Here is a 24,169-nt window from a genome sequence, read left to right as displayed (position 1 = left end):
CCTTCGGGTTCGACACCAGACCACGCATACCGGCCAGCGAACGGACCTGCGTCATGTTACCGGCGGCGCCCGACTTCACGATCATGGCGATCGGGTTGTCGTCCGGCAGCGCCGTCTCCATGATCTTGTGGACCTCTTCGGTCGCCTGCGTCCACACCTTGACGAGCTCGTTGTTGCGCTCGGCGTGGGACAGCTGACCGCGCTGGTACCGCTTCTCGACCTGGTCGGCCTTGCCCTCGTACTCGTCGAGAATGGCCTTCTTGCCGACCGGGGTCAGCACGTCCGAGATCGCGACCGTGACGCCCGAGCGGGTCGCCCAGTAGAAACCGGCGTCCTTGAGCTTGTCCAGCGTCTGCGCGACCTGCGTCATCGAGTACCGCTCGGCGAGGTCGTTCACGATGGCCGCCTGCCGCTTCTTCGGCATCGGCTCGTTGATGAACGGGTAGTCCGCCGGCAGCAGGTCGTTGAACAGCACGCGGCCCAGCGTCGTCTCGGCCAGCCACGCCTTGCCCGGCTCCCAGCCCGCCTCCGCGAGACGCGCCTCGTCGGCCTTCGCGGGCTGACGGTCGGTGACGCGGATCTTGACCGGGGCGTGCAGGCTCAGCGCCTTGCGGTCGAACGCCATGATCGCCTCGGCGGGCGAGGAGTACGCGTTGCCCGCGCCCTCGGCGTTCTCGTTCAGCCGGGTCAGGTGGAACAGACCGGTGACCATGTCCAGACGCGGCATGGCGAGCGGACGGCCCGACGCCGGCGACAGGATGTTGTTCGCCGACAGCATCAGGATGCGGGCCTCGGCCTGCGCCTCGGCCGACAGCGGCAGGTGCACCGCCATCTGGTCACCGTCGAAGTCCGCGTTGAACGCTTCGCAGACCAGCGGGTGCAGCTGGATGGCCTTGCCCTCGACCAGCTGCGGTTCGAAGGCCTGGATGCCCAGCCGGTGCAGGGTCGGCGCCCGGTTCAGCATCACCGGGTGGCCGGTGATGACCTCTTCGAGCACGTCCCACACCTGCGGCCGCGAGCGCTCCACCATCCGCTTGGCGGACTTGATGTTCTGCGCGTGGTTCAGGTCGACCAGCCGCTTCATGACGAACGGCTTGAACAGCTCGAGCGCCATGTCCTTCGGCAGACCGCACTGGTGCAGCTTCAGCTGCGGACCGACGATGATGACCGAACGGCCCGAGTAGTCAACACGCTTGCCCAGCAGGTTCTGACGGAACCGGCCCTGCTTGCCCTTCAGCAGGTCGGACAGCGACTTCAGCGGCCGGTTGCCCGGGCCGGTGACCGGACGCCCGCGGCGGCCGTTGTCGAACAGCGCGTCGACGGCCTCCTGCAGCATCCGCTTCTCGTTATTGACGATGATCTCGGGCGCGCCGAGGTCGATCAGCCGCTTCAACCGGTTGTTGCGGTTGATCACGCGGCGGTACAGGTCGTTCAGGTCCGACGTGGCGAAGCGGCCACCGTCGAGCTGCACCATCGGGCGCAGGTCCGGCGGGATGACCGGGACGGCGTCGAGCACCATGCCGCGCGGGTCGTTGCCGGTCGCCTGGAACGCGGCGACGACCTTGAGCCGCTTCAGCGCGCGGAGCTTCTTCTGTCCCTTGCCGTTGCGGATGGTGTCGCGCAGGCTGTCGGCCTCCGCGGCGACGTCGAACTCGGTCGCCAGCTTCTGGATCGCCTCGGCGCCCATGCCGCCGGTGAAGTACTCGCCGTACCGGTCGATCAGCTCGCGGTAGAGCAGTTCGTCGGCGATCAGCTGACGCGGCTCGAGCTTCGTGAAGGTCGTCCAGACCTCCTCGAGCCGGTCCAGCTCGCGGCCGGCGCGGTCGCGCAGCTGGCGCATCTCGCGCTCGCCGCCCTCCTTGACCTTGCGGCGCACGTCGGACTTCGCGCCCTCCGCCTCCAGCTCGGCCAGGTCGGCTTCCAGCTTCTGCGCACGGGCCTCGATGTCCGCGTCGCGCTTCGTCTCGAGGTTCTTGCGCTCGACGCCGATCTCGTTCTCGAGGGTCGGCAGGTCGTTGTGCCGCAGCTCGGTGTTCACGCCGGTGATGACGTAAGCCGCGAAGTAGATGATCTTCTCGAGGTCCTTGGGCGCCAGGTCCAGCAGGTAGCCAAGGCGCGACGGAACGCCCTTGAAGTACCAGATGTGGGTGACCGGCGCGGCCAGCTCGATGTGGCCCATCCGCTCACGGCGCACCTTGGCGCGAGTGACCTCGACGCCGCAGCGCTCGCAGATGATGCCCTTGAACCGGACGCGCTTGTACTTGCCGCAGTAGCACTCCCAGTCCCGGGTCGGACCGAAGATCTTCTCGCAGAAGAGCCCGTCCTTCTCCGGCTTGAGGGTCCGGTAGTTGATGGTCTCCGGCTTCTTGACCTCGCCGAAGGACCACTGACGGATGTCGTCGGCGGTGGCGAGACCAATCCGGAGCTCATCGAAGAAGTTGACGTCCAGCACGTCTAAGTCCCCTTGGGGTTGTTTCGGCTAGAGAGGGGTCGGCGGTGGAGCGGGAACCCGCGGGAGGCAGGTTCCCGCTCGACACCGAATCAGTGCACGACGTCGTCCACCGAGGGCGACTCGTTGCGGGACAGGTTGATTCCGAGGTTCGCCGCGGCGCGCTCGAGGTCCTCGTCGTCGGAGTCGCGCATCTCGATCGCCGCGCCGTCGCTGGAGAGCACCTCGACGTTGAGGCACAGCGACTGGAGCTCCTTGAGGAGCACCTTGAACGACTCCGGGATGCCCGGCTCGGGGATGTTCTCCCCCTTCACGATCGCCTCGTACACCTTGACGCGGCCGACCACGTCGTCCGACTTGATCGTGAGCAGTTCCTGCAGCGTGTAAGCCGCGCCGTAGGCCTGCATCGCCCAGCACTCCATCTCGCCGAAGCGCTGGCCGCCGAACTGCGCCTTACCGCCCAGCGGCTGCTGGGTGATCATCGAGTACGGGCCGGTGGAGCGGGCGTGGATCTTGTCGTCGACCAGGTGGTGCAGCTTCAGGATGTACATGTAGCCGACCGACACCGGGTACGGGTACGGCTCGCCGGAGCGGCCGTCGAACAGCGTGGCCTTGCCGTTCTCCTTGACCATGCGCTCGCCGTCGCGGTTCGGCTTGGTCGCGCCCAGCAGCCCGGTGAGCTCCTCTTCCTTCGCGCCGTCGAACACCGGGGTCGCGGTGTTCGTGTTCGGCGCGACGTCGTAGAGCTCCTGCGAAAGGTTCTTCGCCCAGTCCGGGTTGCCCTCGATCGTCCAGCCCTGCGAGGCCAGCCAGCCCAGGTGCAGCTCGAGGATCTGGCCGATGTTCATCCGTCGCGGAACACCGTGGGTGTTCAGGATGATGTCGACCGGGGTGCCGTCCTCCATGAACGGCATGTCCTCGACCGGCAGGATCTTGCCGATGACACCCTTGTTGCCGTGCCGGCCGGCGAGCTTGTCGCCCGGCTGGATCTTGCGCTTCTGGGCCACGTAGACGCGGACCAGCTCGTTGACGCCCGGGGGCAGCTCGTCGTCGTCCTCGCGGGAGAACACCCGGATGCCGATGACCTTGCCGGTCTCGCCGTGCGGCACCTTCAGCGAGGTGTCGCGGACCTCGCGCGCCTTCTCGCCGAAGATCGCGCGGAGCAGGCGCTCCTCCGGGGTCAGCTCGGTCTCGCCCTTCGGCGTGACCTTGCCGACCAGGATGTCGCCGTCGCGGACCTCGGCGCCGATGCGGATGATGCCGCGCTCGTCGAGGTCGGCCAGGACCTCCTCGGAGACGTTCGGGATGTCCCGGGTGATCTCCTCGGCGCCCAGCTTGGTGTCGCGGGCGTCGATCTCGTGCTCCTCGATGTGGATCGACGTGAGCACGTCGTCCTGCACCAGGCGCTCGGAGAGGATGATCGCGTCCTCGTAGTTGTGGCCCTCCCACGGCATGACCGCGACGAGGAGGTTCTTGCCGAGCGCCATCTCACCGTTCTCGGTGGACGGGCCGTCGGCGATGACCTGGCCCTGCTCGACCCGGTCTCCCTCGTTGACGATCGGCCGGTGGTTGAAGCACGTGCCGTGGTTGGAGCGGCGGAACTTGTACAGTCCGTAGCTCTTCCGCGTGCCGTCGTCGTGCATGATCGTGATGATGTCCGCGGACAGCTCCTCGACCACGCCCGCCTGCTCGGCGACCAGGACGTCCCCGGCGTCGACCGCGGCGCGCAGCTCCACGCCGGTGCCCACGTACGGAGCCTGGTTGCGCAGCAGCGGAACAGCCTGCCGCTGCATGTTCGCGCCCATCAGCGCGCGGTTCGCGTCGTCGTGCTCCAGGAACGGGATCATCGCGGTGGCGACGGAGACCATCTGCCGCGGCGACACGTCCATGTAGTCGATCTCGAGCGGGTCGATCAGCTCGACCTCGCCGCCCTTGCGGCGACCCAGGACCTTGTCCTCTTCGAAGTGCCCGTCGTCGGTCAGCGGCGCGTTGGCCTGCGCCTTGACGTAGCGGTCTTCCTCGTCCGCGGTCAGGTAGTCGACCTGGTCGGTGACCTGGCCCTCGACGACCTTGCGGTACGGCGTCTCGATGAAGCCGAACGGGTTGACCCGCGCGTAGGAGCAGAGCGAGCCGATCAGGCCGATGTTCGGGCCTTCCGGCGTCTCGATCGGGCACATCCGGCCGTAGTGCGACGGGTGGACGTCGCGGACCTCCATGCCGGCGCGCTCACGGGACAGACCGCCCGGGCCGAGGGCCGAAAGACGACGCTTGTGCGTCAGGCCCGACAGGGGGTTGTTCTGGTCCATGAACTGCGACAGCTGCGAGGTGCCGAAGAACTCCTTGATCGCCGCGCCGATCGGGCGGATGTTGATCAGGGTCTGCGGCGTGATCGCCTCGACGTCCTGCGTGGTCATGCGCTCGCGCACGACGCGCTCGGTGCGGGAGAGGCCGACCCGGATCTGGTTCTGGATCAGCTCGCCCACGGTGCGCAGGCGGCGGTTGCCGAAGTGGTCGATGTCGTCGGTCTCGACCGGCACCTCGACGCCGGCGGAGCTGGTCATCTTGTCCTCGCCGGCGTGCAGCCGGACCAGGTACTCGATGGCCGAGACGATGTCCTCTTCGGTCAGCGTGCCGGTCTCGTACGGGGTGTCGAGGCCCAGCTTCTTGTTGACCTTGTAGCGGCCGACCTTGGCCAGGTCGTAGCGCTTCGGCTTGAAGAACAGGTTCTCCAGCAGCGTCTGCGCGCTCTCCTTCGTGGGCGGTTCGCCCGGGCGCAGCTTGCGGTAGATGTCGAGCAGCGCCTCGTCGGTGCCGGCGGTGTGGTCCTTCTCGAGGGTGGCCAGCAGCGTCTCGGAGAACGAGAAGCGCTCGCGGATCGCCTCGGTGGACCAGCCCAGCGCCTTCAGCAGCACGGTGACCGGCTGGCGGCGCTTGCGGTCGATGCGGACGCCGACGGTGTCGCGCTTGTCCACGTCGAACTCGAGCCACGCGCCGCGGCTCGGGATCACGCGCACGCTGAAGACGTCCTTGTCGGTCGTCTTGTCGACACTGCTGTCGAAGTACACGCCCGGAGAACGCACCAGCTGGGACACGACGACCCGCTCGGTGCCGTTGATGATGAAGGTGCCCTTGTCGGTCATCACCGGGAAGTCGCCCAGGAAGACCGTCTGGCTCTTGATCTCGCCAGTGTTGTTGTTGACGAACTCGGCGGTGACGAACAGCGGGGCCGCGTACGTCATGTCCTTGTCCTTGCACTCCTCGATCGAGGCCTTGACCTCGTCGAAGCGCGGAGCGGAGAAGGACAGGGACATCGAGCCCGAGAAGTCCTCGATCGGAGAGATCTCGTTGAGGACCTCTTCCAGACCGCCGACCGGGTTCTCTTCGCCTTCGTTGACGCGGCGCTCGAACCACGCCTCGTTGCCGGTGAACCACTGGAACGACTGGATCTGGACGTCAAGCAGGTTCGGGGTGGAGAGTGGCTCGCGGATCTTCGCGAAGGAGACCCGCTTGGGCGCTCCGGGGATTCCCGTGGCCTGCGCGCGGGATTCAGCCGAGGTGGTCGCAGCAGTGGCCTGGTTCGCGGGAGAGACTGCCAAGATGCGTCCTTCCGGGGACAATGAGCGGTGAGCAGCCGCGATGGCAACAGCTGTCGCGGACTGTCAGGGGTGCCGTGTGCCCACTATCCTAACTACCGGCTCCGGGCAGCCTGAAAGAGGGCAGCGCAAAGAAGCAGTCTAGCCCCCATGACGCGGTCTGTCCAGGGGGCACTCCCGACGGGGCCCAGCCTGCATCGCGTCACCTTGGGGCAGTGCGTCTCCCTGAGCCTCACTGCGTCCTCTGGCTCCCGGTTCGCCCGGGTTTTCGCGCCCCTCCCGCAAGGTTCGCGTTCCCCGGCCGTGACCGTTGGCAGTAAGCGTGAACCCACGTGGCTTCGGAGTCAAGATGCCGCGCGGCGGTCCCGCCGGTTGGCGCAGCGTCGAAGCGGGACAGCGCAGGGTGACCGATCCGGCTGACCTCAGGGTTACCGCCGGGTACCCGGCGACCGCCGCGCAGGTCGGCCCGGCCGCGACGCAGGTCGGCGGCCCGCACGCACGTCCCACGGCCGTTTTCGGCGCGGCGCGGCGGGCGCGGGATGGATCACATTCCGCGAGCGGCCGCGTGCTGAGCGACAGAGCGGAATAGGGGAACTTCGGGCAGCTCGGACCCGGATTCCGGGTCCCCCGGGCAGGGGTTGCGCGCGGCGGGAAGCGGGTGTTGGCAGGGGCGCGGTCCCGGTGATCAACTGGGCGGGGCCGAACTCCCGGAGGTGCGCACGGCGGGATCGCTACGGCGTCGGCACCGAGGTCCGGGAGCCCGTGTTCACCAGTCCGGAGGTGGTGGAGGAAGGTGCGGAATGACTGAGAACCGGCCGTTGACCAATGAGGAACTGCGGGCGAAGTACGAAACCAACCTGGACGATCTCTCCCCGGCAGACCGGGAACTGGTCCTTCGGCAGCAAGCGGCGCTGAAGGAGGCCTTCCGACGCGGAGACGAGCGGCGGGCCCGTGAAGGCGGCGAACCGCCTCGCCAGCGGCCTGGCGACAACTTCGCGATCGGCCTCGACGACAGCTTCACCCCGTATCAGCCGAAAGAGCCGCGGGATTGAACCCTGCGGGCTCGCGTAGCCGCGGTCCGGGTCGTGATGCGCGGCGAAGGAGACGGCGAGCGCGTCCGGGTCGACCTGGCCGTAACGGCGCAGGACGGAATACCGCGAGCAGCGTGCGCCGAAGGCCATTTCCCTGGCGGTTACGGAGTAAATTGGCGAACCGGCCACGAGATTCGCCAGGAGTGTGCATGACGGAAATCGCCGGCTCGCTTCCCGAGCTGGTCCTGCGCAGGCTGGCGATCAGCGAGCAGGTCGCCGCGGCGAAGTTCGGGGCCGGGCGGGCGGTCGACGATCCCGTCCGCGAGCAGCGGGAGCTCGCCCGCGTCCGGGACCTGGCGCGCGAAATCGGCCTCGACCCGGACCTCGCCGCCGGGTTTCTCGCCGATCAGATCGCCGCGAGCAAGCAGGTCCAGCGGCGTCTCTTCGCACATTGGACGGAGCAGCCCGGCGACCGGCCCGAGGGCGGGCCCGACTTGTCCGTGCTGCGCGCCGAGTTGGACGGCCTCACAGTCGCTCTCCTGGACCGGCTGGCCGCAACCGGCCCCGAACCCCTCGAGCCGCCGGAAACGCCGGACGCGCTGAAACAGGAGCCGCTTCGGACGGCCTTCCGGACGCTGGCGCGACAACGGCCCGCCCCCGGAGGTTCCGGGAACGGGCCGTGACGTCTGCTTAGGACTGTCTACTTGGAAGGCGGAGCCGAGGCGGGTGCCGACGGAGCGGGCGCGCCAGCGGCCGGTCCAGCCGCCTTGTAGGTGTCCATGTCGGTGATCTTCCAGGTGTCGCCCTGCAGCTGGGCGTCCACGTGCATCTGCGCCGTGCCGGCGGCGGTCTGCTTCGTGTCCGCGCGCGTCGACGTCTGGTCGATGAACAGCATCACCCTGGCGAGGTCGCCGTTCAGCCGGATCACCGCGCTGCGGGTGACCTTGCAGGTCACGACTACCTTCTGCTGCGGCGCGAGCTTCTTGACCTGGCCCATCAGCGCGTTGTAGCTCGTCTTGACCTGGTCGGTCGCGAGCAGCTGGTTGGCCGCGTCCTCGGTCTTCTTGATGTTGTTGAAGTCGTAGGAGAACAGCGTCTCGATCGCCTTCGAGACCTGGTCCTTGACCTGCGCGGTCTTCGCCACGTCGAGCACCGCGCGGTTGCTCGTCGAATCGGCCGCGTCCGAGCCCTTGACCTGGAAGATGACCGCCGCGGCGACCAGCGCGAGACCGACCACCAGCAGCAGCGCGACCCGCACGGTGTTGCGGCTGACCACGGACCGCTGCGCCGGGACCGAGGCCTCCTCGGCCCGTGCCTTGGTCTCGGCTTCCTCGACGTCGGAGGGCTTCGCCGAACCGGTGTCCCGCTTCTTCCGCCGGGGGCTCGGCCGTTCCTCGTCGACTGTCTCGCCGGTGAGCGCGTCGACCTCTTCGGCCGGAGCGTCCTTGGTGACCCCGGAGACCTCGGCTTCCGGTTCGACGGCTTCGACGGTCTCTTCCTCGACCGCGGTCTCGGCGACCTCAGGCTCAACGGGCTCTGACTCAGGCTCGGCCGGGCGCACCAGCCCGCCGCGGGGAATCCGCAGCTCCTGGGTCACCTCGGCCGGATCCGCGTCGGGAAGCGGCCGCGGCCGGGGGCGCGGCTTGGGCGAGGCCGCCGGCGCCGCCGGGTCCGACGGCTTGCGCAGCCCGGCGACCTTCGGCTTGCGAGCCGGTGGCGTGCTGCTGCGCGGTGGCTGGCGACGGGAGGGGGGCACTGCGGAACTCCGATCTGCGGGTGAAGCTACTGGCCGGCGGCGACGAGCGGCACTTGGTCGATCCCGGACAGCTTCCAGTCGCTGCCGACCCGGGTCATCTGGACCTCGAGCCGCAGCGCCTTGGTGGCGTTCTTGCCGCCCGCCGAGGTGTCCGTGCTGATCGCGGCCAGGAAGCTGGCCTTGCCGTCGTGGTCGTTGAGCTCCTCGACCGCGATGTCCTGGATCGTGGTGGTGACCTTGACCTTCTGGTCGGTCAGCGCCTTCGAGTAGTTCGGCTGGGCCTGCGCGATCTGCTTGGCCATGTCGTCGCTGGAGACCGACTTCTGCTTGGCGAAGTAGTCGTCGAGGTGCTGGTAGTCGACCTGGGTGTAGGCCAGCACCGCGGCGGAACCGTCCTTGAGCACGTCGTCGCGCGCCGAGGCGAGGTCCCGGTCGCCGTCCATCTCCGCGACCAGCCACATGATCCCGAACACGATCGCCACCACCAGCGCGGCGAGGGCGAACGCACCGGACCCGAGCAGCCAGACGCGCGGCGATCCGGGAAGCGTCCACTTTTCCTGCGCCGCACCGGCCGAAGCCGGTTCGGGCGTATCAGCGGTCACCTCTTCCTCGGCGACCGCGTGCTCGGCACTCATAACACTCCAGAGTAGGTAACAGTCATCAAATCCCGGTCAGCCGAGTCCCAGCAGCGAGCCCATGCTGTTCAGCGAGACCCCGGGGCTGCCGACGACACCGGGCACCTGCGCGTCGCGCTGCTCCTGCAGCTGCTGCGCGGGCCGGTTCCGGTTGGCCTCGTAGTCCTGCTGCGACGGCTGCACCGGTACGCCGTTGTAGGGCGCGTTCTGGGAACCCCGGACGTTGATCGGGCTCCCCTTCGGCTCCGCACAGTAGGCCTTGTCGTCCTCCGGCCGGACCGAGGTGTCCGAACCCGGCCGGTACTGGCTGTAGGGCAGATAGCCCTTCGTGCACGACGGCGGGTTGAACAGGTTCAGCACCAGGCCGAGGTGCGCGGTCCCGTCGCCGGGGGCCACCGACGGCGCGGCGGCCGCCAGCGCCGGATACGTCACCAGACCCTGTTCGAGGCCGTCCAGCCGGGTCACGGTCAGGTTGGCCGTCGTCAGCAGGTTCGCGGTCAGCGCGCCGAGGCCGGGCCCGGTGTCCTTGACCACCTCGCTGATCTGGGTCGCCACCTGCGGGGTGACGCCGATCAGCTTGCGCAGGTCGCCGTCGGAGTTCTTGAGCGTCCCGCTGAGCTGGTTGAGGCTCTTGGAGAAGGACGCGAAGTTCGACGCCTCGTCGTTCTGCGTGTCCAGCACCTTGCCGCCGGCGTCGAGCAGCTGCACGGTCTGCGGCAGGTACTGCTGCGCGGTGGTGGTGAAGCTGCGCGCGGTGTCCATCAGCTGCTGCAGGTCGCCGCCGGTGCCGCGGAAAGCGTCGTAGGACTCGTCGACGACCTTCCGCAGCGCGTCGGTCGGCACCGAGGCCGACAGCGAGTCGAGGTCGCCGAGCAGCCGGTCGGTGCTGACCGGAGTGCTCGTGCGCGCGACCGGGATCACCGAGCCGCCCGCGAGGTAGGGGCCCTGGTCGTTCTTCGGCCGCAGGTCGACGTACTGCTCGCCGACCGCCGACCGGTTGGCGATCACCGCGTCGAGGTCGGACGGCACGCGCGGGGCCGACGGGTCGATGTTCAAGTCGGCTTCGAGCCCGGTCTGGGTCAGCCGCAGCTGCCCGACGCGGCCGACGTTGAAGCCGCGGTAGGTCACCTCGGCGTTGGTGAAGATCCCGCCGGATTCGTTGAGCTGCAGCTTGACCGTGTAGCCGCTGCTGCCGAACACCGTGCCGAGGCCGGCGAAACGGATCAGCGCGTACACGATGGCCACGACCGAGATGATCGCGAACAGCACCAGCTGGATTTTCGTCCTGCGCAGCAACATCAGCCAGCACCTCCGGAAAGCACCCCGAACAGGCCGGACAACCCGCCTTGCGACGGCTGCCCGCCGCCCTGGCCGCCGGTCGAGGACGGAGCCTGCTGCTGTTGCCCGGCGGGCTGGCTGCCCGGGAACGACAGCGGCGGCGGCTGGTTCGACGGCGTGCCCTCGACGCCGCCGGTCAGCCCGGGAACCGGAAGCAGCCCGTTGAGCCCGTTCTGCCTGCTGCGGCCCAGGTTGTCGATGACGTCCTTGAGGTTCAGGTCGACCTTGGCGAACAGGTTGAAGTAGTCGCCCTTGACGTCGTTGTAGGCCTGGTCGGTGAACGGATAGGTCAGCAGGATCTCCAGCGCCTTCGGCAGGTCGCTGCCCGCCTCACCGAGCTTCTGCAGCGTCGGCGTGAGCGCCTTCAGGTCGGCGACCAGGTCCGCCTTGCTCTTGTTCACCGTGTCGGTCGCGACGCCGGAGAGGTTGTTGAGCGCGTTCAGCATCGTCACCAGCTGGCCGCGCTGCTGCTCCAGCACCCCGAGCCCGGGCCCGAGGTTGTCGACCGCGCCGACCAGCTTGTCCTTCTGGTCCCGCAGGGTCATCGACAGCCGGTTGAGGCCGTCGAGCGCGCGGGTGATGTTGGCCGACTGGTTGTCGAGGTTCGTGACCAGCTCGTTCGCGTTGGACAGCAGCGCCTTGATGTCCGGCTCGCGGCCGGCGGTGGCGTTGTTGAGCTCCTTGGTGATCGTGTTGAGCTGCTCCACGCCGCCGCCGTTGAGCAGCAGGGACAGCGCGCCGAGCACCTCCTCGACCTGGACGTCGCGGCCGGTGCGCGCGAGCGGGATGGTCGCCCCGTTCGCCAGCTGCCCGGTCGCCTCGGTGCCGCCCGGCGAAGCCAGTTCCACGTACTTCTCGCCGAGCAGGCTCGACTGCTTCACGTTGGCCATCGCGTTGGCCGGCAGCTTGACGTCGCCGTTGACCTCGACGGTCACCTCGGCGTGCCAGCCGTCCGGCGTCAGCCCGATCTCCTTGACCTGCCCGACCGGCACCTCGTTGACCTTCACCCCGGACTGCGGGACGAGGTCGAGCACGTCCTTGAACTGGATCTTCAGCGTGTACGGGTGGCTGCCGAGATCGGCCCCGCCGGGCAGCGGGACGTCGTAGACGCCGTTGAACGCGCAGCCGCTCAGCACGAGCGCGGTCACCGTGGTGAGCGCCCCGCCCGCGGCGAACTTCGTCAGTCGCTTCACGTCAGCTCCCCTGCGTCCCGTAGACCTGGCCCTGCAGCGGGAGCGGCAGCGGCGGCAGCTGGCCGTTCTGCATCGCCTGGATGACCTGCGCGGTGGACGGGAGCGGAACCACGCCGTCGACCACCTTCGCGATGCCGTCGCAGGCGTTGCCGAGCAGCTGCTTGGTCACCGAGGTCTGCTTGAGCAGGCTGCAGACCATCACCAGCGGCGGCTGGGTCAGCTCGTTGAGGTTCGGCCGCGCGTCGAGCGTGCCGGACGAACCGTTGTAGACGCCGACGATGTTGGACAGCGCGACCGGCGCGACGTCGAGGATCTCGGCGAGCGAGCTGCGCTGGTCCACCAGCACCTTGGTCACGCTGGCCAGTTTGTCCACATTGGACTTCAACCGGCCGCGGTTGCGTTCGATGAAGCCCTGCACCGACTGCAGCGTGGTGCCGAGCTGCTGCACAGTCTGGGCGAGATTGTCCTTCTCCCCGGCGAGGAATCCGCTCACGTCGGCGAGCTGGCTCTCGAACTGGCGCACCTGGCCGTCGCTGTTGGCGAGCGACTGGGAGAACTTGCCGAGGTTCTGCACAGTCTGGAAGAGGTCGTCCTTGTTGCCCGCCAGCGTGCCGGACGCCTGCCCGAGTTTGGTGATCGTGTCGTGCAGCGCCTTGCCGTTGCCGTCGAGGTTGTTCGCCGCGGTGTTCAGCAGGTCCGAAAGCGAGCCGTTCTTGTTGGCCCCGTTGGGTCCCAGCGTCTCGCTGACCTTGGCGAGGCTGGCGGCGAGCTGGTCGACCTCCAGCGGCACCTCGGTGCGGTCGAGGCCGATCGTCGCGCCGTCGGAGATCCGCGGGCCGCCGGTGTAGGCCGGGGCGAGCTGGATGTAGCGGTCGCTGACCAGCGACGGCGACACGATCAGCGCCTTCGCGTCGGCGGGCACCGCGACCGAGCGGTCGTATTCGAGGTCGACCCGGACCTGGTTGCCCATCGGCTGGATCTTGGTCACCGTGCCCATGTCCACGCCGAGCATCCGGACGCTGTTGCCCTCGTAAAGGCCGACGGCGCCGGCGAAGTACGCGGTGAGGTGGTTGCGGCCGGCGTCCTTGAGGGTCCACCACAGCGCGCCCGCGACCACGAGCGCGAGCACGATCGCGATCGTGAAGCCGCGGGTGAGCGACTGGCCGAAGCGGGTGTCGGTCATTTGGAGTTGCACCCCTCCGGATTGAGCGGGCCGACCGAGGGAAGCACCAGGCCGCAGATGTAGTTGTCGAACCAGTGCCCGGTGCCGATCGTGTTGTTGAAGACCCGGATGAACGGGGCGAACTTCTGGATCCCCTGCGCCAGCGAGTCCTGGTTGCGCTGCAGCATCGAGGTGAGCTGGTCGAGCTGGGTGAGCACCGGGTTCAGCTGGCCGTCGTTGTCGTCGACCAGACCCTGCAACTGCGTCGAGAGCTGCTTCGAACCTTCCAGCAGCGTCTTGATCGCCTGCTCGCGCTTGCCGATCTCGTCCAGCAGCTGGTTGCCGTCGGTGATCAGCTTCTGCACCTCGGCGTCGCGGTCGACCAGCGTCTGCGACACCTGGCGCGTGTTGGCCAGCAGGTTCGCCAGCTGCGAATCGCGCTTGGCGATCGTGTCCGACAGCTTCGACAGCCCGGACAGCGCGCCCTTCACGTCCTGCGGGGTGTTCGAGAACGTCTGGGTGATCGCCTCGAAGCTCTTCGACAGCTGGTTCGTGTCGATCGCGTCGACCGTCTGCGACAGGCCGCGGAACGCGTCGAGCACGTCGTACGGCGACATCGTGCGGTCGCGCGGGATTGGCGAACCGGGGTCGAGGTTGCCGTTGCCCTGCGGGTCGAGCGCGAGGTACTTCTGGCCCAGCAGCGTCTTGATCTTGATCGCCGCCGTGGTCTTGTCGCCCATCCAGGCGTCCTTGACCTTGAACGACACCTTGACCGACGCGCCGTCCAGCTTGATGTCGGACACCTTGCCGACCTTCACGCCGGCAATCCGCACGTCGTTGTCCTTCTGCAGCCCGGCCGCTTCGGAGAAGTCCGCGCTGTAGGTGGTGCCGCCGCCGATCACCGGCAGGTCCTCGGAGTTCATGGCGGCGATGAGGCCGAGCGCCATGACCGCGATGCCGACCAGCGCGATCGGGATCGGGTTGCGTTTCTGGAAGGACTTCATGGCTTGCACCTGTCCCGATTCACCGGTGCGAGCGTGAAGTTCGTCGCCGGCAGCAGCCCTGGCACGCCGACCGTCCCGGTCATCTCGCAGGAGTAGAAGTTGAACCACGAGCCGTAGTCGGCGGTGCGGGTGAGCGCGCTGACCTTCTTCGGCATGAACTGGATGAAGTGCTCGACGAGCGGTTCGTTCTGGTTCAGGTTCGTGGTGAGCTTGCCAAGGGCCGCGATGTCGTCCTTCAGCGGAGCCCGCGCGTCGGTCAGCAGCCCGGCGGTCGTGGTGGCCAGGTTGCCCAGCCCCTCGATCGCGTCGCCGATCGGCTTGCGGTCCGCGGCGAGGCCGGACACCAGCTGCTGCAGCTTCACGATCAGGTCGTTGAGCTGCGGGGTGTGCTGGTTGACCGTGTCGAGGACCGAGTTGAGGTTGTCGATGACCTCGCCGATCACCTGGTCCTTGTTCGCGATCGTGGTGGCCAGCGAGGCGGTGTGCGACAGCAGGCTCTGCACCGTGCCGCCCTCGCCCTGCAGGACCTGGATGACCTCGTACGACAGCTTGTTCACATCAGCCGGGTTCAGCGCGGTGAACAGCGGCTTGAAGCCGTTGAACAGTTCGGTCAGGTCCAGCGCGGGCGTGGTGCGCTCGAGCGGGATGGAATCGCCCGGCTTGAGCATCGCGCCGCTGGTGTCGTCGCCCTCGCCGAGGGAGACGTAGCGCTGGCCGACCAGGTTGCGGAACTTGATCTGCGCGGTGACGCCCGCCGGGAGCTTGCGTCCCGAGTCGACCTCGAAGTCCACCTGCGCCTGGCGCTTGTCGACGATCTTCACGTCCTTGACCTGGCCGACCCGGACGCCCGCGATGCGCACGTCGTCGTTGGGCAGCAGGAGCGTGGCGTCGGTGAACCGCGCGGAGTAGGAGCTGGTGCTGGTGGTGTTGATGTTCGCGATGCTGATGCCGAGCACCGTGGTGAACAGCACCGTGATCACCACGAAGATCGACAGCTTGATCAGCGGTGCGGCGAGTCCCCTCACTTGACCGTCACCTCCGTGCCCCGGTAGAGCGGGCCGACGAGCAGCGAGCCCCAGCCCGGGAACTGACTCTGCGACATCCCCATCTCCGGACTGACCAGCGCGGCGAGGAAGTTGTTCTCAGCCGCGGTGTTGACCGGGTTGCCGCCCGAAGTGCCGCCGCCGTTGGCACCGGCCGCGTCCGCCTTGAAGTTGGCCGGGTTCAGGCCTTCGCCGACGGTCTTCGGAGCCGCGCCCTGTTTGGTGCCGTCCTTGAACGGACCGTCCGGCGGTTGCTGCGGGAACGGGTCCGGCGCGGGGTTGAGGTCGTAGCAGCGCGGACCGCGCTTGTCCTCGAACCTCGGTTCCTCGCCCGGCTTGTACGGCCCGCGGTTCACGACGATCTCGATGGTGGCGTTCAGGCCGGGCTTGCCGTTGTACTTGCCCAGCGCCGCGTCCGCGACCGGCACGACCTTCGCCATCTGCTTCAGCACGCACGGGTATTCCGGCGAGTACTTCGCGAGCAGTTCGGCGGTCGGCCGCGCGGTGCTGGCGAGGCTGATGAGGTTCTGCGAGTTCGCCTCCAGGAACGACTGCAGGTCCTGCGACGCGGTGGTGAGGTTGCCGTACAGGCTGGACAGATTCCCCTGCTCGGCCACCACGGTGCGGGTGGTCGTGCTCAGGTTGTCCAGGCTCTGCACCAGATCCGGCGTCGCGTTGCTCAGGTGGCCGGAGAACTCCGCGAGCGCCTGCAGGTTGTGCTGCAGTTCCGGCTCGTGCGGGTTCAGGTCGCCGATGTACTGGCCGAGCTGGGAAAGCGTTTCGCCGAGCGGTTTGCCGCGGCCCTGCAGGGCGGTCGAAATCGCGGTGAGCGTGCTGGACAGCTTCTGCGGCTGCACCGCCTGCAGCACCGGCATCAGGTGTTCGAGCGCCTGGTCCAGTTCGACCGCGCCGGAAGTGCGGTCCTGGGTGATCACGTCGCCCTGGGAAAGCGTCTTGGCCGACGGGTCCTGCGGAATCTGCAGCGACACATAGCGTTCGCCGAACAACGTCTTCGGCAGGAATCGCGCGGACACGTTCTCCGGAATCAGCTTCACCGACTCCGGATCCATCGCCAGCGTCAGTTCCGCGCCGTCCGCGGTCGCTTTGATGTCCTGCACCGAACCGACGATCAACCCGCGGACCTTCACGTCCGACTGCTTGAGCAGCTGGTTGCCGATGTGGCCCGCGTCGAGCTTCACGGTGACGAACTTGCTGAACGCCTTGTCGTACATCGCGATGCTGAGCGCGATCCCGCCGACGAGCACCGCCACCAGCAGCAGGCCGAGCAACCTGCGCCGTAGTGTGGTCATCCCGCAATCCTCACCGTGACGTCGGTTCCCCAAATCGCGAAACCGATGAAGAAGTTCACGACCGAAACCGTGACGATGGAAAGCCGCACCGCGCGGCCGACGGCCACGCCCACCCCGGCGGGCCCGCCGCTGGCCCGGTACCCGAAGTAGCAGTGCGAAAGAATGATCAAAACGCTGAAGATCAGCACCTTGATGAACGAATAGAGCACGTCTTGCGGTGGTAGGAACAGGTCGAAGTAATGGTCGTAGGTACCCGCGGATTGTCCGTAGATATAGATAACGACCAGCCGCGAGGCGAGGTACGAGCTCAGCAGGCCGATCACGTACAGCGGGATCACGGCCACGAATCCGGCGATGATCCGCGTGGTCACCAGGTACGGGAGGCTCGGCACGCCCATCACCTCGAGCGCGTCGATCTCCTCGGAGATCCGCATCGCGCCGAGCTGCGCGGTGAAGCCCGCGCCGACCGTCGCCGACAGCGCCAGCCCGGCCACCAGCGGCGCGATCTCGCGGGTGTTGAAGAACGCGGTGAGGAAGCCGGTGAACGCCGAGGTGCCGATCGAGTTCAGCGCCGAGTAGCCCTGAAGGCCGACGAGAACACCGGTGAACAGCGTCAGGCCGACCATCACGCCGACCGTGCCGCCGATGACCGCGAGCGAGCCGGAGCCGAAGCTCACCTCGGCCAGCAGCCGCAGCACTTCCTTGGTGTAGCGGCGCAGCGTGCGCGGCGTCCACAGCAGAGCCCGGCCGTAGAACGACATCTGGTCGCCGAGCGTGTCCAGGGTTTCCAGCGGGCGGTTGGCGATCCGCTTCGCCCCCGAAAGGAACGTCATGGTCAGTCCAGCTTTCCGGGCACGAGCTGCAGGTAGATCAGCGTGATCACGAAGTTCACCACGAAAAGCAGCAGGAACGTGATGACCACCGACTGGTTGACCGCGTCGCCGACGCCCTTCGGGCCGCCGCTCGGGTGCAGGCCGCGATAAGCCGCCACGACCGCGGCGATGAAGCCGAAGATGAGCGCCTTGATCTCGCCGACCCAGAGGTCGGGCAGCTGGGCGAGCGCGGAGAAGCTGGACAGGTACGCGCCCGGGGTGCCGCCCTGGAGCACGACGTTGAAGAAGTAGCCGCCGAGCACGCCGATGACGCTGACCATGCCGTTGAGCAGGAGCGCGACGAGCATCATGGCGAGCGTGCGGGGCACGATCAGGCGCTGGACCGCGGAGACGCCCAGCACCTCCATCGCGTCGATCTCCTCGCGGATGGTCCGCGCGCCGATGTCCGCACAGACCGCGCTGCCGCCCGCACCGGCCACCAGCAGCGCGGTGACCAGCGGACTGGCCTGCTGCACGGTCGCCAGCACCGAACCGGCACCGGTGTAGGACTGCGCGCCGAGCTGGCGGGCGAGCGCGCCGAACTGCAGCGAGATGACCGCGCCGAACGGGATCGCGACGAGCGCGGTCGGCAGGATCGTCACGCTCGCGACGAACCAGGCCTGCTGGATGAACTCGCGGAACTGGAACGGGCGCTGGAAGATGCCGCGGATGATGTCGAGGCCGAGCGCGAACAGGTTCCCGGTCTCCCGCAGCATTCCGTAGCCGGGGATCTTGGCCGTGCTGGTGGTCACGCGCCACCCTGCCCGTGCCGGGGCGACCGGCGGTCCGCGCCCGGAATCTGCGCGACCTGGTCGGCGGGAAGCTGTCCCTGGTGCTGGTTCGGCACCGGGCCCGGTGCGGCGACCGGCGGCAGCTGCTGGGTGTCCTCGGGGCCGGCCTGGTGGTGGAACGCACCGGGGTTGGGCCGCACGTTGTAGTGCCGCTGCTGCTCAGGGGTGAGGGATTCGATGATCCCCTCCTGCGCCGCCGCCGGAAGCGTGTGCAGGATCCGCATCACGCGGTCCATCCGGCGCTTGGCCCCGCCGCGCTCCGGCACGCCAGGGCTGACCTGCATCTGCGGCACGACCCCGCGCACGTCCTCGTTGAGCACGTCGCCGTGGCCCGCCTCGGCCTCGGCCTGCTCGCGGGCCATCTGGGCGCTGTCCTTCTCCTCGGACATGCCGATCGGGCCGAGCTTGCGGCCGTTGAGGAACTGCTCGACCACCGGTTCGTCGCTGGTCAGCAGGACCTCGCGCGGGCCGAACATGACGAGTTCCTTGCGGAACAGCATGCCGAGGTTGTCCGGCACCGTGCGGGCGAGGTTGATGTTGTGCGACACGATCAGGAACGTCGCGTCGATCTGGGCGTTGACGTCCAGGAAGAGCTGCGAGATGTAGGTCGTGCGGACCGGGTCGAGGCCGGAGTCCGGCTCGTCGACCAGGATGATCTCCGGGTCCAGCACGAGAGCGCGGGCGAGGCCGGCGCGCTTGCGCATACCGCCGGAGATCTCGCCGGGGAGCTTCTTGTCCGCGCCGGCGAGGCCGGTGATCTCGAGCTTCTCGAGCACGATCCGGCGGATCTCGGTCTCGGACTTCTTCGTGTGCTCCCGCAGCGGGAAGGCCACGTTGTCGAAGAGGTTCATCGAGCCGAACAGCGCGCCGTCCTGGAACAGGACGCCGAAGAGCTTCCGGATCTCGTACAGCTTGTGCTCGGAGCAGGTGACGATGTCGACGCCGTTGATGACGCACCGTCCGCGGTCCGGCTTGAGCAAGCCGATCATCGACTTCAGGAACACGGACTTGCCGGTTCCGGACGGGCCGAGCATCGCCGAGACCTCGCCGGGAGGCAGGGTCAGCGTCACGTCCCGCCAGATGGTCTGCTTTCCGAAGGACTTCGTCAGACCTTCGATGACCACCTCGGCACCCATCGCACCTCCAGGAGCTGTTCCGCGTCGTCGCGCACCGCCGCCCCGTCACCGCTGGCAGCGGCGGAGCTCGCGCGGCGAACTCCGCTTCAACCAGGTGCAACGAGCTGAGCGCGAACAGGTTACTCACCAGTTTTGTTCTCTGGCCAGCCCCCGTGCACGTCTCACGTGCCGGGGATCCAGTACGGCGACCGCTGGCAGCACGGTAGTGCACGTCACGTTCGGGCGCAGATCCAGATGGCCGACCGGCGCTCACCCTGACGGGTTAACCGGCGGAAACGCGGCAAACAGGGGGTGACCCGGACCCGTCCGGTGAACGATTTGTTCGCCTGAACGAGGGCGCTCCTGGCCCGGCCCGGCGACTGTGTGTCTTTTTTGTCCCGGACAGCAAAAAGGGCGGGCACCCGTGTCGGGTGTCCGCCCCTTTCGAGGTGACGCAGGCGCTTGCGCGCCCGGGATCACTTGATGGAGATCTTGGCGCCAGCGGCCTCGAGCTTCTCCTTGGCGGCCTCGGCGGCCTCCTTGTCGACCTTCTCCAGGAGCGCCTTGGGAGCGGCCTCGACCAGCTCCTTGGCCTCCTTCAGGCCCAGACCGGAGACGACCTCGCGGACGACCTTGATGACCTGGATCTTCTTGTCGCCGGCCGAGTCGAGGATGACGTCGAACTCGTCCTGCTCCGCGGCGGCCTCGGCCGGAGCGGCGCCCGGGGCGGCCGCGACAACGGCGGCCGGGGCGGCGGCGGTGACGTCGAAGACCTCTTCGAACTCCTTCACGAAGTCCGACAGCTCGAGGAGGGTCAGCTCCTTGAAGGCGTCGATCAGCTCGGCGGTGCTCAGCTTCGCCATGATGGCTTCCTCTCAGAAAAACGAACTAAAACGTTCGGGGTGGGGTGGTTCAGCTCTCGGCGGGTGCTTCGGCTGCTTCGGTACCGGTGGCGTTGCGCTGCTTCTCCTCCAGCGCGGCAGCCAGGCGGGCAACCTGGGACGCCGGTGCCTGGAACAGCGCGGCGGCCTGGGAAAGCTTCGCCTTGAACGCGCCCGCCGCCTTGGAGAGCAGCACCTCACGGCTGTCGAGATCAGCGATCTTGGAGATCTCGTCCACGGACAGCGCGCGGCCGTCCATGTAGCCGCCCTTGATGACAAGCGCGTTGTTGTCCTTCGCGAAGTCGCGAAGTGCCTTCGCGGCGTCGACTGCCTCGCCCTGCACGAAGGCGATCGCGGTCGGGCCGACGAACAGGTCCTCGACGCCCTCGAGACCAGCGTCCTCGGCGGCACGCTTGACGAGGGTGTTCTTCGCGACCCGGTACTTGGCACTGGTGCCGAGAGCGCGGCGCAGCTGGGACAGCTGAGTCACGGAGAGGCCGGTGTACTGGGTAACGACGGTGGCCGAGCTGCTGCGGAAGCTCTCCGCGATCTCGGCGACGGCCGCCACCTTGTCGGGCTTCGCCATGGTCGCCTCCTCTCTTGGCTAGTGTCACCACTGGCGTGGGTGGAGGCGCCCCTGAACGACAAAAACGCCCACGCGCAGCAGACGCGGGGCGTTGCCCGGTCTCGCGACCGGGGTGAAAGCCTCGTTCCTCCTGCGCAGGCCGTCCGCCGTACTGCGGAACCTTCGTTCCCCGGGACTCCGGAGAAAACCAGCGGTCTTTGGTAGAACCGTCGACCAGCATACGGGAGGGTTGTTCGGCGTTCGCGGGCACCCCCTGGCTGAGCTGCGAGAACCGGGGCAGTCTCGGGAAATCGCGGCGGAGCGGGCATCATTGGTGACGTGGCGGAACAGCGTGATCACGGAAAGCCGGAAGAAACTCCCCCTCCCGGCCCGGGTGGGTCCTCGGCACAGCCGCTTCCGCAACCTGGTGGGGCCGAGGTCGCGCCTCGAACGCCCGCGCAGCCGTCCGCTCCGAATCTTCCGCAGCCCAGCGGATCTGCCGAGCCGCAGCAGCTGGATCCCGAGCAGCTGCGCCAGTTCCAGGAATTCCAGCGGTTCCAGGAGTACCTGCGGTTCACCCAGTCCCAGCAGGGAACCGAACCGGCCCCGGCACCCGATGCGGGTTTGGTCCCGGTCGGCAACCGTCAGCCGCAGCCGCTCGCCGGGGGCCAGCCTCCTGGTCCGCCGAATCAGCCGGGCGCGCTGACCGCGTACGAAGAGCCGCCGCGCCAGCGCCGCCCGGTGCCGCGGTGGGTGAAGCGCCTCGGCGGGAAAATCCTTGGCTGGGTAATCGCCTTGGTCGTCCTGGGCATCCTGGTCAACTGGGGTTACCACCAGATCTTCCCCAGCGACGACGGCAAAACCTCAGCCCAGATCGCCGCCGAGGGCGGCGGGACCTACCACACGAACCACATCTTCTCGACCAATCCGAACGAGGCAGTGCGGTTCGTTTACCACAACATCGCCCAGGGCCGGGTCGACGACGCTTGCGGGCGCTTCCGCGAGGACGTTCAGGACAAGTTCGCCAAGGACACCACTGGTCAGCCGGATTGCAAGGTCGCGGTCGAAAAGCTCCACGCGCAAGTGAAGAACGTGAACGACTACGCCGAATCGCTCCCGTCCTATGTCTCCGGCCCGACGCCCCCGCCGGTGGTGACGATCGATTCCTGCACGTTTACCGTCAGCGGCGGTCCGGCGCTCGGCGTGTTCCAGGTGACCAAAGTGGACAAAGGCCAGTGGCTGATCACCGGCCATACGTCCGGCCCCGAGAAGTGCCCCGCACCCACGGCGACCTCGACCCCGGGCTGACCGTCAGGCAGGCGAGCTGATCGGCAACCGGGTCTCCCCCGTGTCCGAGTACGCGAAGAAGTCCACCAACGACGCCGCGAAAGCCGGGTGCGCCACCGCTTCCATGTGGTTCCCGGGAACCCGCACCAGCCGCGCGCCCGCGATCCCCGCTGCGAGGCGCTCCGGCTGCGTCGCCAGTTCGTCCGACTCCCCGGCCAGGATCAGCGTCGCCGCAGAGAGGTTCGTCAGCTGCATCGGGCCGTGCGGGGTCGCGTGCATGACCGCGGCCAGCGCTTCGACGTCCGCGCCCGCCCGGCGGGCCAGGCGGCGGAACGGGCGCGCCGCCGAGGGCACCTCTGACCGGTCTTCGGCCAGCAGTCCCGCCGCGATCTGGCTCCGGTTGACCACCCGGGCGTCCACGCCGCCGAAGTCCACGATTCCCGCCCCGACCCCGCCGACCGCGAGGCAGCGGACTCGCCGGTCACGCGTAGCCACCAGCAGCGACACGATCGCGCCCATCGAATAGCCCGCCAGGCAGACCTCTTCCAGACCGAGTTCGTCGAACAGCGCGGTCAGGTCCGCGGCCATGATGTCCTCGCCGTAGGCCGCCGGGTCGTGCGGCTTCTCCGACTCGCCGTGCCCGCGCGCGTCCAGCGCGATCACCGTGAAGCCCGCCTTGACCAGCGCGTCCACGACTCCGGGGTTGACCCAGTTCACCTGGGTGTCGGCGGCGAAACCGTGGTGCAGCACGACGGGCCGCCGGTGCCGTCCGTCGCCCTCCCAGACGGTGTAGCTCAGCTGGAGCCCGTCGGGGGCGATGAACGTCGTTGGCATATGTCCATGAGACACGAAAAAAGGGTGGTCACGCACGAAGCGTGACCACCCTTTCGCGTGATGTGCGACTCAGACCGCCGCGTCCTCGGTGAGGAGGTTGCGGGTCCGCGCCGGGTCGACCGGGATGCCCGGGCCCATCGTGGTGGTGAAGGTGATCTTCTTGACGTAGCGGCCCTTGGCCGACGACGGCTTGGCGCGCAGGATCTCGTCCAGCGCGGCCGCGTAGTTCTCCACCAGCTTCTCGGTGTCGAACGACGCCTTGCCGATCACCAGGTGCAGGTTGGCCTGCTTGTCGACGCGGAAGTTGATCTTGCCGCCCTTGATGTCCTTCACGGCCTTCTCGACCGCGGGGGTCACCGTGCCGGTCTTCGGGTTCGGCATGAGGCCGCGCGGGCCGAGGATGCGGGCGATGCGGCCCACCTTGGCCATCTGGTCCGGCGTCGCGATCGCGGCGTCGAAGTCGAGCCAGCCACCCTGGATGCGCTCGATCAGTTCGTCGGTGCCCACCGCGTCCGCGCCGGCGGCTTCGGCCTCAGCGGCCTTGTCGCCGACGGCGAAAACGATGACGCGGGCGGTCTTACCGGTGCCGTGCGGCAGGTTCACGGTGCCGCGGACCATCTGGTCGGCCTTGCGCGGGTCGACCCCGAGACGCATCGCGACCTCGACGGTCGCGTCCATCTTCGTCTTGGAGGTCTCCTTCGCCAGCTTCACGGCCTCGAGCGGCGCGTACAGGCGCGCCTTGTCGATCAGCTCGCTGGCCTGGCGGTAGGCCTTGCTGTGCTTGGTCATGCTTCTGTCCTCAAATCAATGGATCAGTGTGGTGGCGAGCCAGCACTGGCTCTCCCACGGGTTGCTTTGAAAGTCAGCCTTCGACCGTGATGCCCATGGAGCGGGCAGTGCCGGCGATGATCTTCGCGGCCTGGTCGATGTCGTGCGCGTTGAGGTCGGTCTCCTTGGTCTTCGCGATCTCGCGGACCTGGTCCCAGGTGACCTTGGCGACCTTGGTCTTGTGCGGCTCGCCGGAGCCCTTCTCCACGCCCGCGGCCTTGAGCAGCAGCTTGGCGGCCGGCGGCGTCTTCAGCTTGAAGTCGAACGACCGGTCTTCGTAGACGGAGATCTCGACCGGGACGACGTCCCCGCGCTGCGACTCGGTCGCGGCGTTGTAGGCCTTGCAGAACTCCATGATGTTGACGCCGTGCTGACCCAGCGCCGGGCCGACCGGCGGCGCGGGGTTGGCCGCACCCGCCTTGATCTGCAGCTTGATGATCGCCGCAAGCTTCTTCTTCTTGGGTGGCATTACCTTGTGTCCT

General features: G+C 67.9%; 21 protein-coding genes. 3 read left to right on the top strand and 18 right to left on the bottom strand.

All coding sequences use genetic code 11. The features are described 5' to 3' along the window. Together rpoC and rpoB are read right to left on the bottom strand one after the other, a co-directional pair. The coding region (rpoC, locus tag ACWDNU_RS10125; RefSeq protein WP_449668534.1) for a DNA-directed RNA polymerase subunit beta' at positions 1–2,452 on the bottom strand (2,452 nt) is incomplete at its 3' end. 89 nt (positions 2,453–2,541) lie between these two features. Continuing rightward, positions 2,542–6,045, bottom strand: a complete 3,504-nt coding sequence (gene rpoB, locus ACWDNU_RS10120; protein WP_043827671.1) for a DNA-directed RNA polymerase subunit beta — start codon at positions 6,043–6,045, stop codon at positions 2,542–2,544. A 797-nt stretch (positions 6,046–6,842) separates the two neighbouring features. Here rpoB and ACWDNU_RS10115 point away from each other — a divergent pair. Further along, positions 6,843–7,094, top strand: coding sequence for a hypothetical protein (locus ACWDNU_RS10115; RefSeq protein WP_449668533.1), 252 nt, complete (start codon positions 6,843–6,845; stop codon positions 7,092–7,094). Positions 7,095–7,282: 188 nt separating this feature from the next. Continuing rightward, positions 7,283–7,756, top strand: coding sequence for a gamma subclass chorismate mutase AroQ (gene aroQ / locus ACWDNU_RS10110; RefSeq protein ID WP_449668532.1), 474 nt, complete (start codon positions 7,283–7,285; stop codon positions 7,754–7,756). Between the two features lie 17 nt (positions 7,757–7,773). Here the strand turns inward: aroQ and ACWDNU_RS10105 are convergent, their stop codons facing one another. From ACWDNU_RS10105 to rplJ, 13 genes are all read right to left on the bottom strand, one after another. Beyond that, positions 7,774–8,829 (bottom strand): hypothetical protein, encoded by a 1,056-nt coding sequence (locus ACWDNU_RS10105; RefSeq protein WP_449668531.1) that lies wholly within the window; start codon positions 8,827–8,829, stop codon positions 7,774–7,776. 26 nt (positions 8,830–8,855) lie between these two features. Continuing rightward, complete coding sequence (locus ACWDNU_RS10100) at positions 8,856–9,464, bottom strand: hypothetical protein (protein ID WP_354740587.1); 609 nt, start codon at positions 9,462–9,464, stop codon at positions 8,856–8,858. A gap of 36 nt (positions 9,465–9,500) precedes the next feature. Beyond that, a complete protein-coding gene (locus ACWDNU_RS10095; RefSeq protein ID WP_449668530.1) occupies positions 9,501–10,763 on the bottom strand; it encodes an MCE family protein in 1,263 nt (420 codons plus the stop codon). Further along, complete coding sequence (locus ACWDNU_RS10090; RefSeq protein ID WP_449668529.1) at positions 10,763–11,995, bottom strand: MCE family protein; 1,233 nt, start codon at positions 11,993–11,995, stop codon at positions 10,763–10,765. The genes ACWDNU_RS10095 and ACWDNU_RS10090 overlap by 1 nt, the downstream gene beginning before the upstream one ends. A gap of 1 nt (position 11,996) precedes the next feature. Next, positions 11,997–13,178, bottom strand: a complete 1,182-nt coding sequence (locus ACWDNU_RS10085) for an MCE family protein (RefSeq protein WP_344270037.1) — start codon at positions 13,176–13,178, stop codon at positions 11,997–11,999. Then, positions 13,175–14,161 (bottom strand): MCE family protein, encoded by a 987-nt coding sequence (locus tag ACWDNU_RS10080; RefSeq protein WP_370932221.1) that lies wholly within the window; start codon positions 14,159–14,161, stop codon positions 13,175–13,177. The genes ACWDNU_RS10085 and ACWDNU_RS10080 overlap by 4 nt, the downstream gene beginning before the upstream one ends. Then, entirely contained in the window at positions 14,158–15,186 is a 1,029-nt protein-coding gene (locus ACWDNU_RS10075; protein WP_370932222.1) for an MCE family protein, read from the bottom strand. The genes ACWDNU_RS10080 and ACWDNU_RS10075 overlap by 4 nt, the downstream gene beginning before the upstream one ends. Beyond that, positions 15,183–16,514 carry an MCE family protein gene (locus ACWDNU_RS10070; RefSeq protein WP_449668528.1) on the bottom strand — a complete coding sequence of 444 codons (1,332 nt, stop codon included), beginning with the start codon at positions 16,512–16,514 and terminating at the stop codon, positions 15,183–15,185. The genes ACWDNU_RS10075 and ACWDNU_RS10070 overlap by 4 nt, the downstream gene beginning before the upstream one ends. Continuing rightward, positions 16,511–17,347, bottom strand: coding sequence for an MlaE family ABC transporter permease (locus ACWDNU_RS10065; RefSeq protein ID WP_037360186.1), 837 nt, complete (start codon positions 17,345–17,347; stop codon positions 16,511–16,513). Before ACWDNU_RS10065 ends, ACWDNU_RS10070 begins: the two co-directional genes overlap by 4 nt. 2 nt (positions 17,348–17,349) lie before the next feature. Further along, the gene (locus ACWDNU_RS10060) at positions 17,350–18,102 is read right to left on the bottom strand and encodes an MlaE family ABC transporter permease (protein ID WP_051165981.1); all 753 of its coding nucleotides are present in this window, start codon (positions 18,100–18,102) and stop codon (positions 17,350–17,352) included. 32 nt (positions 18,103–18,134) lie between these two features. Next, the gene (locus ACWDNU_RS10055; protein ID WP_449668527.1) at positions 18,135–19,313 is read right to left on the bottom strand and encodes an ABC transporter ATP-binding protein; all 1,179 of its coding nucleotides are present in this window, start codon (positions 19,311–19,313) and stop codon (positions 18,135–18,137) included. Positions 19,314–19,768: 455 nt separating this feature from the next. Next, entirely contained in the window at positions 19,769–20,155 is a 387-nt protein-coding gene (gene rplL, locus ACWDNU_RS10050) for a 50S ribosomal protein L7/L12 (RefSeq protein ID WP_344270019.1), read from the bottom strand. Positions 20,156–20,204: 49 nt separating this feature from the next. Next, entirely contained in the window at positions 20,205–20,759 is a 555-nt protein-coding gene (gene rplJ / locus ACWDNU_RS10045) for a 50S ribosomal protein L10 (RefSeq protein WP_116200926.1), read from the bottom strand. Positions 20,760–21,077: 318 nt separating this feature from the next. On the opposite strand from rplJ, the gene ACWDNU_RS10040 reads away from it, so the two are divergent. Continuing rightward, positions 21,078–22,046 carry a hypothetical protein gene (locus tag ACWDNU_RS10040; protein WP_449668526.1) on the top strand — a complete coding sequence of 323 codons (969 nt, stop codon included), beginning with the start codon at positions 21,078–21,080 and terminating at the stop codon, positions 22,044–22,046. A gap of 3 nt (positions 22,047–22,049) precedes the next feature. Here the strand turns inward: ACWDNU_RS10040 and ACWDNU_RS10035 are convergent, their stop codons facing one another. The 3 genes from ACWDNU_RS10035 to rplK form a co-directional block, all read right to left on the bottom strand. Then, a complete protein-coding gene (locus ACWDNU_RS10035; protein ID WP_370932226.1) occupies positions 22,050–22,859 on the bottom strand; it encodes an alpha/beta fold hydrolase in 810 nt (269 codons plus the stop codon). Positions 22,860–22,928: 69 nt separating this feature from the next. Continuing rightward, on the bottom strand, positions 22,929–23,648 hold the full coding sequence (gene rplA / locus ACWDNU_RS10030; protein ID WP_370932227.1) for a 50S ribosomal protein L1: 720 nt from the start codon (positions 23,646–23,648) through the stop codon (positions 22,929–22,931). Between the two features lie 73 nt (positions 23,649–23,721). After that, positions 23,722–24,156 (bottom strand): 50S ribosomal protein L11, encoded by a 435-nt coding sequence (gene rplK, locus ACWDNU_RS10025; RefSeq protein WP_009072206.1) that lies wholly within the window; start codon positions 24,154–24,156, stop codon positions 23,722–23,724. Positions 24,157–24,169 lie beyond the last annotated feature (13 nt).

Source organism: Amycolatopsis sp. NPDC003676 (assembly GCF_053587275.1).
This window is presented reverse-complemented; position numbering and strand designations above follow the sequence as displayed.

Excerpts from the sequence above, each read along its gene's own strand:
- ACWDNU_RS10035 (WP_370932226.1), bottom strand. The coding sequence starts at position 22,859 with ATGCCAACGACGTTCATCGCCCCCGACGGGCTCCAGCTGAGCTACACC.
- ACWDNU_RS10060 (WP_051165981.1), bottom strand. The coding sequence starts at position 18,102 with ATGCTGCGGGAGACCGGGAACCTGTTCGCGCTCGGCCTCGACATCATC.
- ACWDNU_RS10085 (WP_344270037.1), bottom strand. The coding sequence starts at position 13,178 with ATGACCGACACCCGCTTCGGCCAGTCGCTCACCCGCGGCTTCACGATC.
- rplA (WP_370932227.1), bottom strand. The coding sequence starts at position 23,648 with ATGACCAAGCACAGCAAGGCCTACCGCCAGGCCAGCGAGCTGATCGAC.
- ACWDNU_RS10065 (WP_037360186.1), bottom strand. The coding sequence starts at position 17,347 with ATGACGTTCCTTTCGGGGGCGAAGCGGATCGCCAACCGCCCGCTGGAA.
- ACWDNU_RS10070 (WP_449668528.1), bottom strand. The coding sequence starts at position 16,514 with ATGACCACACTACGGCGCAGGTTGCTCGGCCTGCTGCTGGTGGCGGTG.
- ACWDNU_RS10095 (WP_449668530.1), bottom strand. The coding sequence starts at position 10,763 with ATGTTGCTGCGCAGGACGAAAATCCAGCTGGTGCTGTTCGCGATCATC.
- aroQ (WP_449668532.1), top strand. The coding sequence starts at position 7,283 with ATGACGGAAATCGCCGGCTCGCTTCCCGAGCTGGTCCTGCGCAGGCTG.
- rplL (WP_344270019.1), bottom strand. The coding sequence starts at position 20,155 with ATGGCGAAGCTGAGCACCGCCGAGCTGATCGACGCCTTCAAGGAGCTG.
- ACWDNU_RS10080 (WP_370932221.1), bottom strand. The coding sequence starts at position 14,161 with ATGAAGTCCTTCCAGAAACGCAACCCGATCCCGATCGCGCTGGTCGGC.
- rplJ (WP_116200926.1), bottom strand. The coding sequence starts at position 20,759 with ATGGCGAAGCCCGACAAGGTGGCGGCCGTCGCCGAGATCGCGGAGAGC.
- ACWDNU_RS10055 (WP_449668527.1), bottom strand. The coding sequence starts at position 19,313 with ATGGGTGCCGAGGTGGTCATCGAAGGTCTGACGAAGTCCTTCGGAAAG.
- rplK (WP_009072206.1), bottom strand. The coding sequence starts at position 24,156 with ATGCCACCCAAGAAGAAGAAGCTTGCGGCGATCATCAAGCTGCAGATC.
- ACWDNU_RS10100 (WP_354740587.1), bottom strand. The coding sequence starts at position 9,464 with ATGAGTGCCGAGCACGCGGTCGCCGAGGAAGAGGTGACCGCTGATACG.
- ACWDNU_RS10115 (WP_449668533.1), top strand. The coding sequence starts at position 6,843 with ATGACTGAGAACCGGCCGTTGACCAATGAGGAACTGCGGGCGAAGTAC.